This is a genomic window from Zarconia sp., from assembly GCF_057467645.1.
Window position 1 is genome coordinate 112351 of sequence record NZ_JBRJXU010000102.1, and the last position, 17137, is coordinate 129487.

Genomic DNA, 17137 nt, shown 5'->3' on the forward strand with positions numbered 1-17137 from the left:
GGGTCAGTTGCGGCGCTCTTCCGGCTCTCCCTTGTCCATTTTGCATTTTGCGAAAAGTGAGCGGTGTCGGTTTCCGTCCCGTTCAACTTTTCAAGACGAATTTTTAATTCTCTCCCCCAACGCCCCATTCTCATGCCAACCCTTAAAAATGCGATCGCCCATCGGGCCCTCCTATTGGCTCGCATTCTACTCAATCTTGCTGCTGTTGGTGCGGGGTTGGCGACGTTTTGCGGTTTGTTCGGTCGTTTGTGGTGGGGGTTGGAACTGCTCGACCATCCACGGGGGCAATACTGCCTCATTTTACTGACAGTGATCGCCGCAAATGTAGCGACATCAACGAGGACACTCGTGAAGGTGGGCAGGGGGAGCATCGGAGGCAGGGGGAGCAGGGGGGGAAAGAATACCGGTGATTTCCACAACGATCCGAACGGATATCGCGACTGCGATCACCTCCGGCCAACTCGATGGGTCTGGGTGTTTCTCGTGCCGTTGGTGCTGAATTTCGCGTTAATTTTGCCTCTGTTTGTCCCCAGTTTCCCGACTTCTGCTCAGACAGAAAATACCTTGCGGGTGCTGCACCTCAACCTCGATCGCCACAACACTAACTTTGCGGGTGTTGCTAGGTATATCGAACAAACCGATGCCGACATCGTTTTCTTGCAAGAAGTCACCCCTACCTGGCGCAGGGAAATTGAATCGCAGGTTTCGCGATATGACGTTCGCCTTTCCCGTCCTCAAAACGATAGCCAAGGGGTTGCCCTGCTCGTTCCCGCTGAATCTTCGAGCAACATTGAGATCGTCACCGCCCAAATTATCTATCTTCCGGAGTATTCCACCCGACCCCTCATCGAAACCCAAATCCAATGGGGAAATGCTGAAACCACGCTGCTGAGCCTGCACGTGACTCGGCCGCGCAATCGGGGAACCTCCCAATTCCAGCAAGTCGAGTTTGCATCGACCGCCAGGTGGAGTCAACAGCAAGCCGCGAAAAATCGTCAGGCGATCGTTATCGGCGACTTCAACACGACCCCCTGGTCCGATCGATTTCGGCAACTGCTCGACGAAAGCGGGTTAGTTCGCGCCAACCCCGGTTGGGGCCCGAAAACAACCTGGCCAGCTTCGTTACCGCCACTGCTGAGGATTCCCATCGATTTGTGTTTGCAGAGTCGATCGCTGACTCGTCTATCCCACAACACCGGCCCTCACCTCGGTTCCGACCATCTGCCTCTTGAGGTGGAATTTGGCATGGAGAACGGGGAGTCGGAAGAAATATTCGATGTATAGCTAATTTTCGATCGATTTTATGATAAAAAAAGATTATCATAGCATATCTAAATATAAAATTTATTCGTTCGGTAATTGGTAAATACTAGAGAAAAAAAATAGCTTTTATAGATTTTTTTAGAGGTAATTCATACCGAATAACTTATTTATTTTGCTTGTTATCGCCACTAGTTTTTGCTATATTTTTCACTAATTTTTTTGCGGTTTTTTTTAATCGCTATAAATCATGATAAAAATATATGATTTACAGCTAAGCGCATGGCGGTTATGACAAGAAATTTGGGTTAAATTTTTAGAAATCTTGTAGGGGTCAACGGCCGTATAGCTCTCACGCATGGCTAGCGCTAAGACCCCTACGGTATTTCTATGCCCAATTAAATGTCCTAAGCACATAGCGCTTAGCTATAAAAACGGATATATGACCGATAAATCCGTGCCGGAACTGCTAAATCTCGTCCCACAAGAGATTGTAGTGAGCTAACATCGTCGTGTATTAGTCTGATGTACTCGAACTAAAAAAACTACAAATCGATTGGTTTTCCAAGGGACAAGTACGATCGAGACCTGCATCCAACTGAAGACTCGTTAAATTTTCCAAAGAAGATAAAGGCGAAAAATCACTAATTTGATTGCTGCTCAGGAAAAGCAAAGTCAAATCCGTCAAAGAAGATAGAGGTGAGACGTTACTAATTTGATTGCGGCTCAGCTCCAGCCATGTCAAATATGTTAAGGAAGACAGAGCCGAAACACTACTAATTTGATTTCCGCCCAGGTAAAGACGAGTTAATTTTGTGAGAGAAGACAAAGGAGAAATATCCCGAATTTGATTGTTATTCATATAGAGTTCGGTCAAATTATCCAAAGAAGCAAGAGAAGAAATATCGCGAATCTGATTATTATGTAGGGAAAGAAGCGTCAAATTCGTTAAACCTGAAAGGGGAGATACATCACTCACTTGATTATTTTCTAGAGAAAGCCATGTCAAATTGGGCAGAAAAGAGAGAGGAGATAGATCGCTCACCTGATTGAAGTTGAGATCGATCGCCGTCAAATTTTCCAGAAAAGATAGGGGGTAGAGATCGCTAATGCCCTCATCGATGAGGGCAATCCCAGTTAAATTACTTAACCGTTCTTCCGCAATCTGGCAATCCGAGGTGTTGGCTTTTTCGAGCAAAACTTCAAAAGTATGCCCAGTCTCTGGGGGGAAAAGGTCTCGAACCTCGCACCAATCCGCAAAACTGTCGCCATCCTCAGCCAAAACGGCACTTTGGTTTGTCAAGACGATCGACATCGAAATTAAACCGATCGCTTTTGCAATGGTGAGATTCAGACTCCAGAGTCTACCGCACGGTTTCATAGAGCTAGTTGCTTGTATGGAAAGATCGATATGGTTCTAACACATCGATCGATGCAAACAAATCGGATGAGTGCCAGTGCGGGTTTCGATCGTTTGCGTCAGATATTAACCCCACAAAGGGTTAGCCGAGCAATACGAATACCCGTGCCAATCCCGTGAGTGGAACCTCGGGTCAATCGCAACACAACGGCAGCGCGATCGTTACCATCGTCCCCTTCCCCTTGCCCTCACTTTGCATCGAAATCTCCCCTCCCATCAATTCCATAAAACTCTGAGCGAGGGTTAACCCCAATCCATTTCCCCCATGAATGCGAGTGCTGGAACTATCTTCCATCACAAAGGGTTGAAAAAGCTTGGGAATCATACTCGGTTCGATACCAATTCCCGTATCTCGAACCCGCACCCACACCTGGGGAGGCGAAGGATTTTCGTCGGTTTCCGAACCCGATTCGATCCAACTAGTAATTTCGATACTGCCCGAATCGGTAAATTTGACCGCATTATCGAGGATATGAATCAAGACTTGTTCGAGTTTATCCGGGTCGGCTTTTACGTAGAGTAGCAACTTTTCCGGATCGGGGTGCGAGATTTGCAAACCTTTGTCTTGAATTTGAGGCATCCGAGCGGCGATCGCCATTTGCAAACAGGCTTGTAAATCGACAATTTGACAGGCAACGGAGAATTGACCGCGTTTGAGACTGACCAAATCGAGCATACTTTCGATCGAAGCAAGTAGATGCATCGCCGACGCATCTGCCTGTTGGAGCATTTCCAGTTCCTCAGAACGTTCCTCGCAAAAACCATCGAGAACGAGATGGAGAAAACCGATAATGCTATTAAGGGGAGTGCGCAGTTCGTGGGAAATATTGCTCAAGAATTCATCTTTGAGCAAGTTCAGTTCGTGTTCGCGCGCGAGGGCCTGACGGAGTTCGGTTTGCAATGCGAGGAGTTGAGCCGTTCGCGATCGCACCCGAGTTTCTAAGTCTCGATTGAGGGATTGCAAGGCCGCCTCCGCTTGCAGGCGATCTCGGACTTCCCGTTGGAGTCGGATGTTATTAGATTGGAGTTGTTTTTGCTGCGCCCGTAGGGTAACCTGAGTACGCACGCGCACTAAAACCTCTCGCAGTTGAAATGGTTTGGTGATATAGTCCACACCACCCGCATCAAACGCTGCAACCTTATCCGCAGAATCGTTTAAAGCGCTCAAGAATACCACGGGAATATCCTGGGTTCGCGGTGAGGCTTTGAGAGTGCGACACACGTCGTATCCATTCATCCCCGGCATCATAATATCGAGCAGAATGACATCCGGGAGCTTTTTTTCAATGCAAGCAAGTGCCATGGGTCCGTTGAGAGCTTTACGCACTTCATACCCCTGGGCCGTCAGCATTGCAGATAAAACGTGTATGTTATCTGGCGTATCATCAACAATCAAAATGCTAGTTAATGAGGCTCGATTTGGAGAAGTTTTCATTGCAAACGAGGTGTCGTGCAATTTAGATTGGAGTTAAACAACGGATAATTCCACCGATTGAACTGGCAGGTTCTCAAATCAAATTTAGCCAAAAGGTGGAATATTTGGGATGGCGATCTCTTCCGCAAAAATACGATCGCAATTGAATTCGTCCTAAGCTACTTTGTGTCAGTCAATCCCAAGAAAACAAACCTCGATCGGGCAAATCTCGAAAAATAGGCACGCTGTCAAACAAGCAAACAAGATCGAGTCAATTTTGTTCGTTTCTCTTTTGTTCGTAGCAATTCACAGCTCTGACACCCAACATAGGTCAATCGAGGGAAAGACACAGCGATCGATTCGATGTGCCAGGAGTAGAGCGTGACTCCCAAGAATTTCTCGGTCTAGCACCCTATTTTAACGAATCCAAGCCAGGGAGATGAGAGAAGCAATCTGACCTTGGAGATCCCAATGAAGAATACAATACCAGCGATCGCACTCGAAAAGAGAAGTTGATGGAAATCGAGCTAACCCAACCGACGACCGATGAATTTCGAGATCGTAACCAATGTCAGTTCGGGTTCGGGATACCTGAGACTCCAGAAGGCGAGATCGAGGGCAAGAAATGTATTGGGATTTAATGTGTTGGAATTTCTCGAACAACTGGGGGAAATTTGTGCGGTATCGGGGCGATTGCGATCGCCAACTCCGGTGTTCCGGTATTCCCCACCCTCATCAAAAACTGTCCGATCTCGAATCGACGTTAACGACTCCGATAAATGTTACCCGGGTTATGTTCGTGTGAATATTACAGATAGCCTTCATCTATACGGTTCCCTCACCCGAAAATTTTTCAAAACGGACGCTAAACCTGGTAGATTTAGCGAGTATCGGTATTAAAGTTTAGCAAAATGAAAGTTCTAGTTATTGGTGGTGATGGTTACTGCGGCTGGGCAACTGCGCTCTACCTCTCCAATCACGGATACGAAGTGGGTATCCTCGATAGTCTGGTACGCCGCCATTGGGACCAACAGTTGTGCATCGAAACGCTAACACCCATTGCACCGATTCAGCAACGCATTCGACGCTGGCGCGATCTAACGGGAAAATCCATCGATTTGTTCGTTGGCGATATCAACGATTACGCCTTTCTTCACTCGGCAATGCATCAGTTTGAACCTCAAGCTGTGGTTCATTTTGGGGAACAGCGTTCCGCACCTTTTTCAATGATCGATCGCGAACACGCGGTTTTGACTCAAGCAAATAACGTCATCGGGACGCTGAATTTGCTCTACGTCCTCCAGCAAGATTTTCCCGACTGCCATCTCGTCAAGCTGGGAACCATGGGTGAGTACGGAACCCCCAATATCGATATTGAAGAAGGCTACATCACCATCGAGCATAACGGGCGCAAAGATACCCTACCCTATCCCAAACAACCGGGAAGCTTCTATCACCTCTCCAAAGTTCACGACAGCCATAATATCCAGTTTGCCTGCAAAATTTGGGGTTTGCGAGCCACGGATTTGAACCAGGGAATCGTCTACGGCGTGCTCACTGAAGAGACGGGAATGGACGAGATGCTCATCAACCGCCTCGACTACGATGGTATTTTCGGCACCGCACTCAATCGCTTCTGTATCCAGGCAGCCATCGGTCATCCCCTCACGGTGTACGGCAAAGGCGGTCAGACGCGCGGTCTGCTCGATATTCGGGATACGGTACGCTGCGTTGAGTTGGCGATCGCCAATCCGGCAGAACCGGGCCAATTCCGCGTCTTCAACCAGTTTACCGAAATGTTTGGCGTGGCGGACTTAGCCGAGATGGTGCGCAAAGCCGGAACCGATATGGGATTGAAGGTGGAAATCCAGAATCTAGAAAATCCGAGAGTCGAACTCGAAAATCACTACTTCAATGCCAAGAACACCAATCTCTTAGATTTGGGATTGCAGCCGCACTATCTGTCGGATTCTCTAATCGATTCGCTACTCAACTTTGCCATTAAGTACAAGCAGCGGGTGGACAAAGACCAAATTCTCCCCAAAGTGTCCTGGCGGCGGAAATAAGTTGGTGTCGTCGTGAGGTTGGCAACGGAACCCTATCTCGCTCAGGTTCGTCGATGGCCCAAAGTCGGTCGTCACATCCTCGCTCAGTTCGACGAGGAGTCGATTGTTGTCTACCAAGCCTATCGTCCGGCAATCGGTCATTTTGCCGCCTCACACGGTTATTTTGGCGGAGAATTTCGCCTCACGCGCATGAGTTGGATTAAACCCAACTTTTTGTGGATGATGTATCGTTCTGGTTGGGGAACCAAAGCCGGACAGGAAGTCATTTTAGCCGTTCGGTTGTGCAGGTCGGCTTTTGATGAGATTTTAGCCACCGCCGTGCCGTCGAGTTTTGCTCCGCAGTTGTACTCCACTCGCGAGCATTGGCAGCGTGCCGTGAAAGCATCGTCCGTACGCCTGCAATGGGACCCAGACCATCACCCCAATGGCTCGAAATTAGAACGACGTGCGATTCAGTTGGGATTACGCGGTGAAATGCTCGCACGTTACGCCAAAGATTGGATTCTTGAAATCGAGGATATTTCTGAATTCGTTCGCCAGCAATACGAATTCGTGCGAGTGGGGGATTGGCACTCACTACACACTCCCTCTGAATCTGTTTATCCTGCATTTTAGAGAATAGGGCGTTCGGAAGTGCGTAATTCCGAATGGGGAGACACGGGAGAAGAAAATCTGTGACTCGATCGATTTTCGTTGTTAATTGTCCATTGTCGAATGGCACTAAATTAAGACTGAGTTGCTACTGAGTGAGTACGGAACGGCAAGGATTTTAGCCACCGATTTGTGCTTATGTCAGTGCCATTCGTCCATTGTCCATTCTCTATTCACTTTCAAGCCTTCTCCAACGGTGCCATTGTCAACCCCTCGCGACTCAGTTGCATGTGGTACAGTTCAGCTTGTTCTTGGGGACCCGTCCAGACGATCGCCTGTCCTTCAAAATGAACTTGGTTCGTTAACTCCCAAGCGAGATCGCCGCTCATCCCTGGAATGTATTTCATCAAACATTTGGCTACGTGCTCGAAGGTATTGAAATCGTCGTTGAGGACGATGATTTTGTAGTTCGGGTAGGGTTTGCGGATGACTTGGCTCGACCGATCGGGTGTTACCGTAGGAGTCGTCGAGGCAGCGCGAATGACTGTTGCAAATAGAGTAGCCATAACACGGTTTGCTTTCAGGAGTGGGACGCTTGTAGAGTTTGGAAAATCTTCTTTCCTAGTGTAACGGGTTTCGTCTGGCGAGGAAGCCAAATTGACAGACGAATTAGCACAAAGTGCATAAGTTCTCTGGCTCAGACGTATGTATCTGTAGAGCTAAGCACAACGACTACACCAGGGTGCTCGACGATGAATTCTACTCAAGTTTCTCCCGTACCTTCCAAGAAAAACCAATTGCTACGGGGCGCGCATTGCGAAAATCGCCTGTTGCAATATTGGTCGAATCCCCCTCGTCCGATCGCAAAAGTTCGCGTCGGACAATCGTGCTGAAGCTTAGATGCGCAACTTCGTCTATCTCCTCATCCGATGACATTCAATCTCAAGCAACTGGCTAGAACCCTATTGGGTATCGTTCTCGTGACCTGGATGCTACCGGCTAATGCTGTCGAGGCGATTTCTACACTGCGATCGATCTACCCCATGTTCGTGCCTCCTCCCGGCGAACCCTCCGATTATCCTGGTGTAGGAACGCGATAACCGAGGATTCGACCCATCAGCGATCGGTTTTGCTTGTGTGCTATTTGTCAAGGGGAATGGGGAATAGTTTTCGCGAACGATCCAGGTTAAGTTTTCGTCTGGGGGAGCTGAGTGTCCCTCGGTCAGTCCAAACCTTCGAGATCTAGATCTTCGCTCGATTGATGACACTCAATCTGGAGTTTGACAACCCAAGATTGTCACTGAAAAATCCACACCCCATCCTCTCAGGACATTGTCCAAAGCCGTGCCTGACGAGACAGCTAAGTTTCGATCGCTGTAGTCGAAATTCCCGCAAGATTCCCTTCAGATGTCGTACCGACAATATAAATCGCAATTTCAATTTTCCCCAGCCGAAAGACAACTAAATCGTCGAGGGTTTCTTGAAGTACGGCGACTAAATTTTGATATTGTTTGACTTCTCGGGCTTCATCATCATCGTGCCAATCTTGCGGGGAAATTGCTCGATCGAAAAAGCGATCGAGTTGGAGAATTTCGATAGTATCGGTCGTGTATCCGGTGCGTTCGATGAGTTCTTCTAGGGTGAGGCGACCCCCCGGCCACAAAAATATTTCAAAGGGATAGTCCGACTCGCTATGCCACAGCAATCCCTGAGTGGCTTCTCGAAGTCGTTCGAGTAAAACTTTATCTTTCATAACTACCCCCATCCATCCATTGCCCGAATCATTGGCTTGGCGATCTTCTATGCCAGGGCTAATTATAGGTGACTTTTTCAAGTTCGTGTTTTTCCCAACTCAAAACTTTGCGCCCGATCGAGAGTTGGAGTGGGTTCTTCGAGATCCAGTATCAAAGTGACATCCTCTCACGAAAAACTGCCCACCTCACAAATTCCGATCCCCATTCCCCATTGACGCCATGTGCAACTTAATTCTCCAAAATCCTCTCGCACGGGGGGAAGGGGAAAAGGGGGATTTTTCGACTCGCTCACCATCCTTTCGAGTGCAAAAAGAGCGCACACCGCGTCATTGGTGAATGGTTAAGAAAATCCCTCGTTTGTCAAGCCCCAGATTGAGTGTCATTAAGCCACCGTGACCCTCAACCGATACTCCACCGGTCACCCCACAAATGCCACATAAGCAAAACCGCCTCACCAATGCCCATTCCCCCTTCTCTTAATTCCGAACTCCGAACTCCGAATTCCGAATTCTTCCCCCCATTCCCCATTCCCCGATCTCGAACTAACGTTATGATAGACCGACAGTTCCTCGACACACCCACAACGGGATCACTGCCCAAAGCTATGTCCGATCGCCGTCCTATCTACCTCGACTGCCACGCCACCACTCCCCTCGACGAACGAGTCTTGACCGCGATGCTGCCGTATTTTACCCAGCACTTCGGCAACCCGGCGAGTATCAACCACCAGTACGGCTGGGAGGCGGAAGCCGCCGTCAAACAGGCGCGGCAAACCCTGGCAACAGCCATTGGTGCGGGTCCGGAGGAAATTATCTTTACCAGTGGTGCCACGGAAGCCAATAACCTCGCTCTCAAGGGGGTTGCCGAAGCCTATTTCAGCAAAGGACGACATATCGTTACTGTTGCTACGGAACACAATGCGGTCCTCGATCCCCTGCAGTATCTCCAGTCTTTGGGGTTTGAGGTGACGATTTTGCCCGTAGGGGCTGACGGATTACTGGATTTAGACAAACTCGATGCGGCGATGCGTCCCGATACGATTTTGGTGTCGGTGATGGCAGCCAATAACGAGATTGGAGTGTTGCAACCGATCGCCGAAATCGGGGCGATGTGCCGAGAGCGTCAGATTCTCTTCCATACCGATGCCGCCCAAGCCATCGGCAAAATTCCCCTGGATGTGGGGGAAATGGCGATCGATTTGATGTCTCTCACCGCCCACAAAGTATACGGTCCCAAGGGCATCGGGGCGCTGTACGTGCGTCGCCGCAACCCGAGAGTTAAACTGGCGGCCCAACTCCACGGTGGCGGACACGAACGGGGAATGCGATCGGGAACCCTCTATCCCCCCCAAATAGTCGGGTTTGCCAAGGCGCTAGAATTGGGTGTTGAAGAAATGGAAGCCGAAGGGAAACGGTTGACGCAGTTGCGACAGCATTTGTGGCAACTGCTATCGGAGTTGAACGGGGTTTATCTCAACGGACATCCCGAAAAGCGGCTACCGGGGAATTTGAATATCAGCGTAGAAGGCGTAGACGGTCAAGCGCTATTGTTAGGATTGCAGTCGATCGTTGCCCTATCTTCGGGTTCTGCGTGCACCTCTGCCAAAATTGAGCCATCCCACGTCCTCGCAGCCCTCGGTTTGCCCGAACCTCTCGCGTACGCTTCCCTGCGATTTGGGTTGGGGCGTTTCACCACGGCTGAAGAAATCGATCGCGTGGCAGTGGGGACGATGGAAACGATTCAGGCGTTGCGTCGGACGAGGGAGAGAAGATGAAGCTCCGGACGCGGAGAAGGGGAGAAAGCGTGTCGTACGCTGTTACAGCGTGAGGAGTGTTTCAAATTTGAAATGATGCCAGATTTTTTGATTATTGGGGCACAAAAGTGCGGGACGACCTCGTTGTACTGCTATCTTGCCGAACACCCGCAAATCGTCACCGTTCCCCATAAAGAGGTACATTTTTTCGATCTCAATTACGAGCGGGGATTGGCTTGGTACGACGCTTGCTTTCCACCATCGGATCGACCCGATTCGATCGCTGGCGAGGCAAGTCCCTACTATCTTTTCCATCCCCAAGTTCCCGCCCGCGTTTACCGACACTTTCGAGAGATTAAGTTAATCGTTCTGCTGCGAAATCCAGTCGAACGGGCGATCTCTCAGTACTACCACGAAGTGAAACTCGGATTCGAGAACCTGTCTCTAGAAGAGGCGATCGCCTGCGAACCGCAACGCTTGCATGGGGAAGTCGAAAAACTCAGTACCGATCCGGCTTACTACAGCTACAATCACCAGCACTATACCTATCTGTCTCGGGGATGCTATCTCGAACAACTGCAACGATGGCAAACCTATTTCCCCCCAGAGCAATTTTTGATTCTTAAAACAGAAGATTTATACGTAAATCCTAAGAAAACGTTAGCGCGAGTTCTCGACTTTTTAAAATTACCGGAGATCGATTTACCCACATATCCCAGCTATAATTCCGGCAGCTATCCCCCAACAATAAATTTAGTTAAACAACAGTTAAATGACTATTTCAAGAATCCCAACAAACAGCTATCTGAGTATTTAAAACAAAATTTTAACTGGGAATAATATCGAAATAGATTGCGAAACAATCGTCATTTTTTGCCCAAGATCGCAAAGCGTATCTGTCTCCCCTTTCTTCCCCTGCTCCCCTTTCTTCCCCTGCTCCCCTTTCTCCCCTTTCTCCCCCCACCTCCTTCGCTTAAGATAGAAGAGGTCTCTCGAGATTTTTTAGGTTATGGCTCCCTCCATCGTCAAACGTTATCTCATCGCTTTTGGCAAGTACAAAGTCGCTGGATTGGCGTTTTTGGTCCTATCGGTGGTTGGAGCGGGAGCTTTTGGTTTGCAAGATCCGCCGCCGCCAACCTATGTCGGTCGTAGCGTGTTAACCCTCAATCGTTACCCGGCAACTCTCACATCCACCGGGGGTGAAGTTCAAGCCACGGGGGCGAGCATTCTCACCAAAGACTTTTTACTCGACAATAATATTATTAAAATCGCCGCCGAGCAGGTGAAACTTTCTCCAGATCGCATTAAGGCAGGGGCTTGGGTTACCCTTCCCATTGAAGGAGAGCCACCCCTCTATCGGGTTGGGTATCGAGACTCCACCCCAGAGCGTGCCGAAAAGGTGGCGCAACTTCTGGTCGAAGGCATGGTGGAGAAAAGTCGCTTTGTTAATACTCGCCGGGTGCAATCGATTACCGATGCCCTCAACGAGCGACTGCCGGAAGTGAAGGCAGAACTCGAAGCCGCCGAACAAGACCTGGTTCAATTTGAGAAGCTCGAAGGGGCCGCGGTAACGATCGCCATTGACGGTAACCTCGTGGGACAGATTGCCGGCAGCCAGCAGCAACAACGGCAACTCCAACTCAATCTCGATGCCGTCGATGCCCAAATTCGCAGCTTGGAAGATCGTTTGGGACTTAGCGCGTCGGAAGCTTACGCCGCACTCGCTCGCAGCGCCGATCCCCTCATCGCTCAGTTAATCGTCCAGATTTACCAACTCGAAAATCAAATCGCCATCGAAAGCGAGAATTTCCGCGTCGAACACCCCCGAATGCAAGAGTTGAATCGTCAGCTCAGAGCGTTGGAGCAGCAGTTAATTCAGCGAGATCGAGAAGTGATCGGCGGTGATGGCATCACCGCTGCCATTCCCAGTAGCGATCGCATTCGTGCCGGTAGCAGCCTCGATCCGGCTCGCCAAACCTTGGCCCAAGAACTCGTCGGCCTGCAGACCCGCCGGGAAGCCATCCTCCAACGCATCGCTTCCTCCCGAGAGAACGAGCAACAACTCACCGAGGAATTCGTCAATATTCCCAACAAGCAAATGGAACGGGAGCGCCTCGCCAAACAAGTCGCCCTCAAAAGTGCCCTCTACGACCAACTTCAAGCTCGACTGGTGGATGCCGAAACCGCTAAAGCCGAAACCGTGAGTAGCTTGAATGCCGGAAATGTGAGCGTCGATACAGAAACGACTCCACCCCAAAATATGGTGCTGTTACTGGCGATTGGTAGCGGCGTGGGACTCGTCGGCGGTGCGGCGGTCATTTACCTGCTCTCGGCCCTCGAAGGTCGCTACTACACTGTCGAGGAAGTGCGCGGCGCCCTTCAGGAACAGGACGTACCGATTTTGGGAACGATTCCGACGTTGTATCCCCTGAGTATGGAAACCGAAGCCATGCCGGTGGCGATCGAACCTCACTCTCCCTATTTAGAATTTTACGAGCGCCTGCGCAGTAACTTGCGCCGGTTGGGGGAACAACCGCCGAAGATGGTCTTGATGACCAGTGCGGGCGCGCGAGAGGGTAAAACCTTTAGTGCCTATAATTTGGCGATCGCCTCAGCTCGTGCCGGTAAGCGCACATTGCTAGTGGAGGCGGATTTGCGATCGCCCTCTCACGCAACTGCCCTCAAAGTGGCTCCCGATCCCACCTTAGCCGTCGAACCCCAACGCTACTACGGTCAGCTTGACTGCACTCGTCTGGTTCCGGATGTGGAAAACCTCTATATCGTCCCCAGTGCCGGCCCCCAACAACACGCAGCGGCGATTCTGGAGTCGAGCGAAATGCGGCAGCTCCTCAAAGATGCTCGCGCTCGGTTCGATTTTATCGTTCTCGATGCCCCGTCTTTGAGACGATGCAACGATGCGTTGTTACTCGAACCCCATACCGATGGTGCGATCCTAGTGACGCGACCGGGAGAAACGCAATCCAGCCAGTTGGCGGAGAATATCGAACTACTCGAAGAAACCGAAGAAATCGAATTTCTCGGAGCCATCATCAACGATGCGGAAATTCCCGTTCAACTGCCCCCGCAGGTCTTTGAAGCCTACAGGGAAGAAGATCTCGCTCTCAACGGCTCAACCTCATCACAACCGAACCCATCCTACCCGCAATCCGAGTATCCCGAAGCTTACCCGAAAGCAGAAGTCCCCAGCGGACGGCGGTGATATCCACGATGGAGCGGGGGCTGTAGGGGCAAAGCATTTGGGCGATAAATTATGAATGAAACGAAATCTAACAAATCCAAATGCTATAGCCTTCGGCATGGCTTCGCTAACGCCCTTTTTGGCGGCAGGGGGGAGCTTCGGGAGCGTAATAACGAACCAATTGTCCATTGTCCATTGTCCATTGCCTCAAAGCCAATTCCCGATCGAAATAAATGGTGCCCAATAACCGGGATGGCTGTATCGTCCCCCGCGATGTTCTGCGAGCCAGTCTTTTTGGGTGGCTTGCAGGGCTTCAGCTTTGCTGTGACCCGCTTGCAAGTGTTGGTAAAATCGAACGATAGTTTCGGCGGTGGCGCGATCGTCCACTTGCCACAACGTTGCTAGGGCGCTGCGGGCCCCGGCTTGCAGGGCAACTCCGGCAATTCCCAAGGCATCGCGATCGCTCCCGGCTGCCGTTTCGCAGGCAGTGAGGGTGAGCAATTCCAAGGGTCGATCTCGATTTTGGGTACTCTCGATCAGTCGGTAAAGGCGATTGAGGGTCAGGGGTTCGTTATAGGCTTGCCCATTTTCTAACGTGACTTCGCCAGTGACTAAAAAGGTCTTGCGAGAATCGAAGCCAAATTGAGCGTGAGTGGCTAGGTGCAAGACCGGGTATGCCTGCTCGTCGAGTTCTTGTTGCAGGCGTTCGGGCGTAAATTCTCGGTCGAGCAATCCCTTACTCCCTGGAACCGTTTGTTCCAAGCGTTCGATTTCCGATTGGACGTTGCTCAGGGGGGGGAAGAATATTTGCGGTTCGATCGCCGAGGCTTCGGTTAAACCAAATGCCAAAATTTGCAGGTTTTCCGTATCTAACGGAGCGAAAGATTCTAGGGCGAGGGTGGGTGCGTTGCCGATGGCGTACCGTTCGATGGCAAATTGCTCTCCGTCGTATAATGCAGCCATGGGAACGCTGCGGAAGATGCCATCGTGCAAAAACACCAACGTCGTCACGCCAGCGGTCTCTAAGTCTGCTTCAAAAGGACGAATGAGCCAATCGTACAACTGCTCGGCCCGTTCTCGATAGCCATGGGTGCGATCGGAGCGTTTTTCGAGCTTGAGGCGAAAATCGTTGATGATGTCGATTGCCTCCTGACGGGGAACCGGAATCCAATGCAGCTGCCAGCGAAAACCACCCTCCCCATCGGGTCGGGTTAAAACGATCGCAATTCGATCGGCAAAAATCATCGAACTGACTAAGGCGGTTCGCTCGTCCAGAGGGAGCGTCCCTGGGGTTCGCTCGAGAATTTCGCACTCGTCCCCCAAATAATCTTGCAGTTCGGCCAATCTCAACTCGTCGAGGGTATTCACGGCTGCTTCTAAATTGGCTTGTCTCTCGGCTTCTGGGGTCGTACTGGTCGCCCGAGACAATCTTAATGCCGTCAACTGTCGGTACACCGGTTCGACAGTATCGCGAAAGTCGAGTTGAAACTCTCGGCTCGATCGCGCCATATCCCCGCGAATCCCTTTTAGGGAAGCAATCGATCGCTCGTAAGCGGCGATCGCCTCTACGGGTTGTCCTCTCTTTTGCAACAGGCGACCGGCCTGCCATTCCCACAAATACAAGCTATCGGGAGTGAGGGCGTAGAGTTGGGCTTGGTGCGTCAACCCCAAGGCGAGATCGACCTTTCCCTGACATTCGTAAACGCGACCCAACCGACCCAGGGCAAAGGATTCTGCTTGCCGATCTTCAATATGGCGGGCGATGGAGATCGCCGTTTCCAGAAGAGCGATGACCTCCGGCGGAACAGACCCATCGAGACATTGGGAGGTGGGTGCAGAAATCGAGCGGGTCTCGAAGGAAGTCGAATTCTCTGACACGAGTTGCAGAAAACTCGCCAGCTTAATCACTGCGTAGGCTTTTTCGCGAGAATCGGGGAGGTTGTTGAGGGCCGTTTGGGTACGATCGAGGATTTGACGGACTTCGATGGCGGTTTGGGGGGTTGCCGTTCGCAGCCGGGAGATCGTCGAGTTGAGCTGCGATCGCACTTGGGCTGACGGGTTATTCTGGGCAACGGACAAATCGATCGCCTCTTCAAAATATTGCACCGCCGCGCGATCGTACCCTCGGGCATTGTCCTCAAAGGTTTGAAAAGCCACCTCGTCCTTGGCTTGGCTGGCAAATTGGGCGTAACGATAATCTCGTTTGGCCAAACTGGCGTAAACGTTCCCCAAACTATTCAGAGCCGCGAGGATGTAGGATGGGGCTTCGATGCGCCGCGCCACGGTCAAACTCATCTCTAAAGATTCGAGGGCCCTCGGATACATCCCTTGTAACCGATAGGCGTTGCCCAAACTCCCCATCGCCGCAGCCATACCCCACTCGTCCCTAGAAGCGCGGGCGATCCCCACGGCACTATCGGCTTGGCAGTTGCCATCGGACTCCACAGAACCGCACAACATGGCGATCGCCCGTTGGTGCTGACCCAAACTGCTATAGGCTTGAGCTTGTTCCGTGAGGATGCGCCCGAGTTCCATCGATTCCCCAGTGGCACGGTAGCGATCGATGGCGCGATCGAAGTAGGCTAGGGCGCCATCGACTTGACCGATCTGCTGGTAAGCGCGAGCCAGGTATTTGAACAACTCCACCGATTCCGTTGGGCTTTGGGAGGCGGCTGTTTCCCACAGTTCGATCGCCCCTCGCCAATCTCCCGCATGGTATAGCTCGATGCCTCGATCTATAGTGATGGTGGCTGCTTGCGGTAGAGCTGCTGGAATCCAAAGCCCCAGCAACAGTACCAAAAGCCAACTCGCGAGGAATAAAACGCTCCACCGCTTCGCATTCGAGAGCTGTTTTTCGATGGACATAACACCATTAAAGCTGTAAGCCAATTTTAAGGAAAACTCAGCCCATCCACACGCGACAGATACAATTGACGAAAAAATGAAACAGTACGGTAGATTTATCGCATTGGGTCTGATTTTTGCCCTGACCCTTGGAAATGAAAAAGGTCTCGCCCAGGTTCAGGAGTTCGATCGCTTTGCCGGGTGGTGCGAGAATCGAGATCGATTGACCGAGGCAGCTCGGCATACAGTGGAAGAGGTGCTAGAGGAGGTTGAAACCCTCGATTGTCAAATTGCTGACGAACGGTTGACGAATTTGACCGAGCTTGACCTCAGTGGCAATCCAATCGCCGATGTGTCTCCCCTTGTGTCTTTGGAGAATTTGACCGAGCTTGACCTCGGTGGCAATCAAATCGCCGATGTATCTTCCCTGTCTTCTCTAACCAATCTGACCTGGCTTGACCTCAGTGGCAATCAAATCACCGATGTATTTGTCCTGTCTTCTTTGGAGAATTTGACGGTGCTTGACCTCGGTGGCAATCAAATCGCCGATGTATCTGCCCTGTCTTCTCTAACCAATCTGACCTGGCTTGACCTCGGTGAAAATCAAATCGTCGATGTATCTGCCCTGTATTCTCTAACCAATCTGACCTGGCTTGACCTCAGTGGCAATCCAATCGCCGATGTGTCTCCCCTTGTGTCTTTGGAGAATTTGACCGAGCTTGACCTCGGTGGCAATCAAATCGCCGATGTATCTGCCCTGTCTTCTCTAACCAATCTGACCTGGCTTGACCTCGGTGAAAATCAAATCGTCGATGTATCTGCCCTGTCTTCTCTAA

Annotated in this window: 14 protein-coding genes; 9 read left to right on the top strand and 5 right to left on the bottom strand. The window is 50.8% G+C overall.

The annotated features are described in order from the left end of the window. Positions 1 to 132 precede the first annotated feature (132 nt). The gene (locus AC2215_RS15645) at positions 133 to 1284 is read left to right on the top strand and encodes an endonuclease/exonuclease/phosphatase family protein (RefSeq protein WP_486810918.1); all 1152 of its coding nucleotides are present in this window, start codon (positions 133 to 135) and stop codon (positions 1282 to 1284) included. A gap of 493 nt (positions 1285 to 1777) precedes the next feature. Here the strand turns inward: AC2215_RS15645 and AC2215_RS15650 are convergent, their stop codons facing one another. Further along, entirely contained in the window at positions 1778 to 2641 is an 864-nt protein-coding gene (locus tag AC2215_RS15650; RefSeq protein ID WP_486810919.1) for a leucine-rich repeat domain-containing protein, read from the bottom strand. Between the two features lie 172 nt (positions 2642 to 2813). Then, a complete protein-coding gene (locus AC2215_RS15655) occupies positions 2814 to 4115 on the bottom strand; it encodes a response regulator (protein WP_486810920.1) in 1302 nt (433 codons plus the stop codon). 890 nt (positions 4116 to 5005) lie between these two features. Here AC2215_RS15655 and AC2215_RS15660 point away from each other — a divergent pair. Together AC2215_RS15660 and AC2215_RS15665 are read left to right on the top strand one after the other, a co-directional pair. Continuing rightward, positions 5006 to 6160 (top strand): UDP-sulfoquinovose synthase, encoded by a 1155-nt coding sequence (locus AC2215_RS15660; protein WP_486810921.1) that lies wholly within the window; start codon positions 5006 to 5008, stop codon positions 6158 to 6160. Positions 6161 to 6172: 12 nt separating this feature from the next. Further along, complete coding sequence (locus AC2215_RS15665) at positions 6173 to 6775, top strand: DUF4291 domain-containing protein (protein ID WP_486810922.1); 603 nt, start codon at positions 6173 to 6175, stop codon at positions 6773 to 6775. A gap of 215 nt (positions 6776 to 6990) precedes the next feature. Here AC2215_RS15665 and clpS read toward each other — a convergent pair whose 3' ends face one another. Further along, entirely contained in the window at positions 6991 to 7317 is a 327-nt protein-coding gene (clpS, locus tag AC2215_RS15670; protein ID WP_486810923.1) for an ATP-dependent Clp protease adapter ClpS, read from the bottom strand. 186 nt (positions 7318 to 7503) lie between these two features. Here clpS and AC2215_RS15675 point away from each other — a divergent pair, with 186 nt between their 5' ends. Together AC2215_RS15675 and AC2215_RS15680 are read left to right on the top strand one after the other, a co-directional pair. Continuing rightward, positions 7504 to 7644 carry a hypothetical protein gene (locus AC2215_RS15675; protein ID WP_486810924.1) on the top strand — a complete coding sequence of 47 codons (141 nt, stop codon included), beginning with the start codon at positions 7504 to 7506 and terminating at the stop codon, positions 7642 to 7644. Positions 7645 to 7680: 36 nt separating this feature from the next. Beyond that, complete coding sequence (locus AC2215_RS15680; protein WP_486810925.1) at positions 7681 to 7851, top strand: hypothetical protein; 171 nt, start codon at positions 7681 to 7683, stop codon at positions 7849 to 7851. 260 nt (positions 7852 to 8111) lie between these two features. Here the strand turns inward: AC2215_RS15680 and AC2215_RS15685 are convergent, their stop codons facing one another. After that, positions 8112 to 8504, bottom strand: a complete 393-nt coding sequence (locus tag AC2215_RS15685; protein ID WP_486810926.1) for a nuclease A inhibitor family protein — start codon at positions 8502 to 8504, stop codon at positions 8112 to 8114. A 605-nt stretch (positions 8505 to 9109) separates the two neighbouring features. On the opposite strand from AC2215_RS15685, the gene AC2215_RS15690 reads away from it, so the two are divergent. From AC2215_RS15690 to AC2215_RS15700, 3 genes are all read left to right on the top strand, one after another. Next, positions 9110 to 10279 carry a cysteine desulfurase family protein gene (locus AC2215_RS15690; RefSeq protein ID WP_486810936.1) on the top strand — a complete coding sequence of 390 codons (1170 nt, stop codon included), beginning with the start codon at positions 9110 to 9112 and terminating at the stop codon, positions 10277 to 10279. Between the two features lie 72 nt (positions 10280 to 10351). Next, positions 10352 to 11098, top strand: coding sequence for a sulfotransferase domain-containing protein (locus AC2215_RS15695; protein ID WP_486810927.1), 747 nt, complete (start codon positions 10352 to 10354; stop codon positions 11096 to 11098). Between the two features lie 169 nt (positions 11099 to 11267). Beyond that, positions 11268 to 13478, top strand: a complete 2211-nt coding sequence (locus tag AC2215_RS15700) for a GumC family protein (protein WP_486810928.1) — start codon at positions 11268 to 11270, stop codon at positions 13476 to 13478. Positions 13479 to 13664: 186 nt separating this feature from the next. Here the strand turns inward: AC2215_RS15700 and AC2215_RS15705 are convergent, their stop codons facing one another. Then, positions 13665 to 16322, bottom strand: a complete 2658-nt coding sequence (locus AC2215_RS15705; RefSeq protein WP_486810929.1) for a CHAT domain-containing protein — start codon at positions 16320 to 16322, stop codon at positions 13665 to 13667. A gap of 76 nt (positions 16323 to 16398) precedes the next feature. Between AC2215_RS15705 and AC2215_RS15710 the strand changes: the two genes are divergently transcribed. Continuing rightward, the coding region (locus AC2215_RS15710) for a leucine-rich repeat domain-containing protein (protein ID WP_486810930.1) at positions 16399 to 17137 on the top strand (739 nt) is incomplete at its 3' end.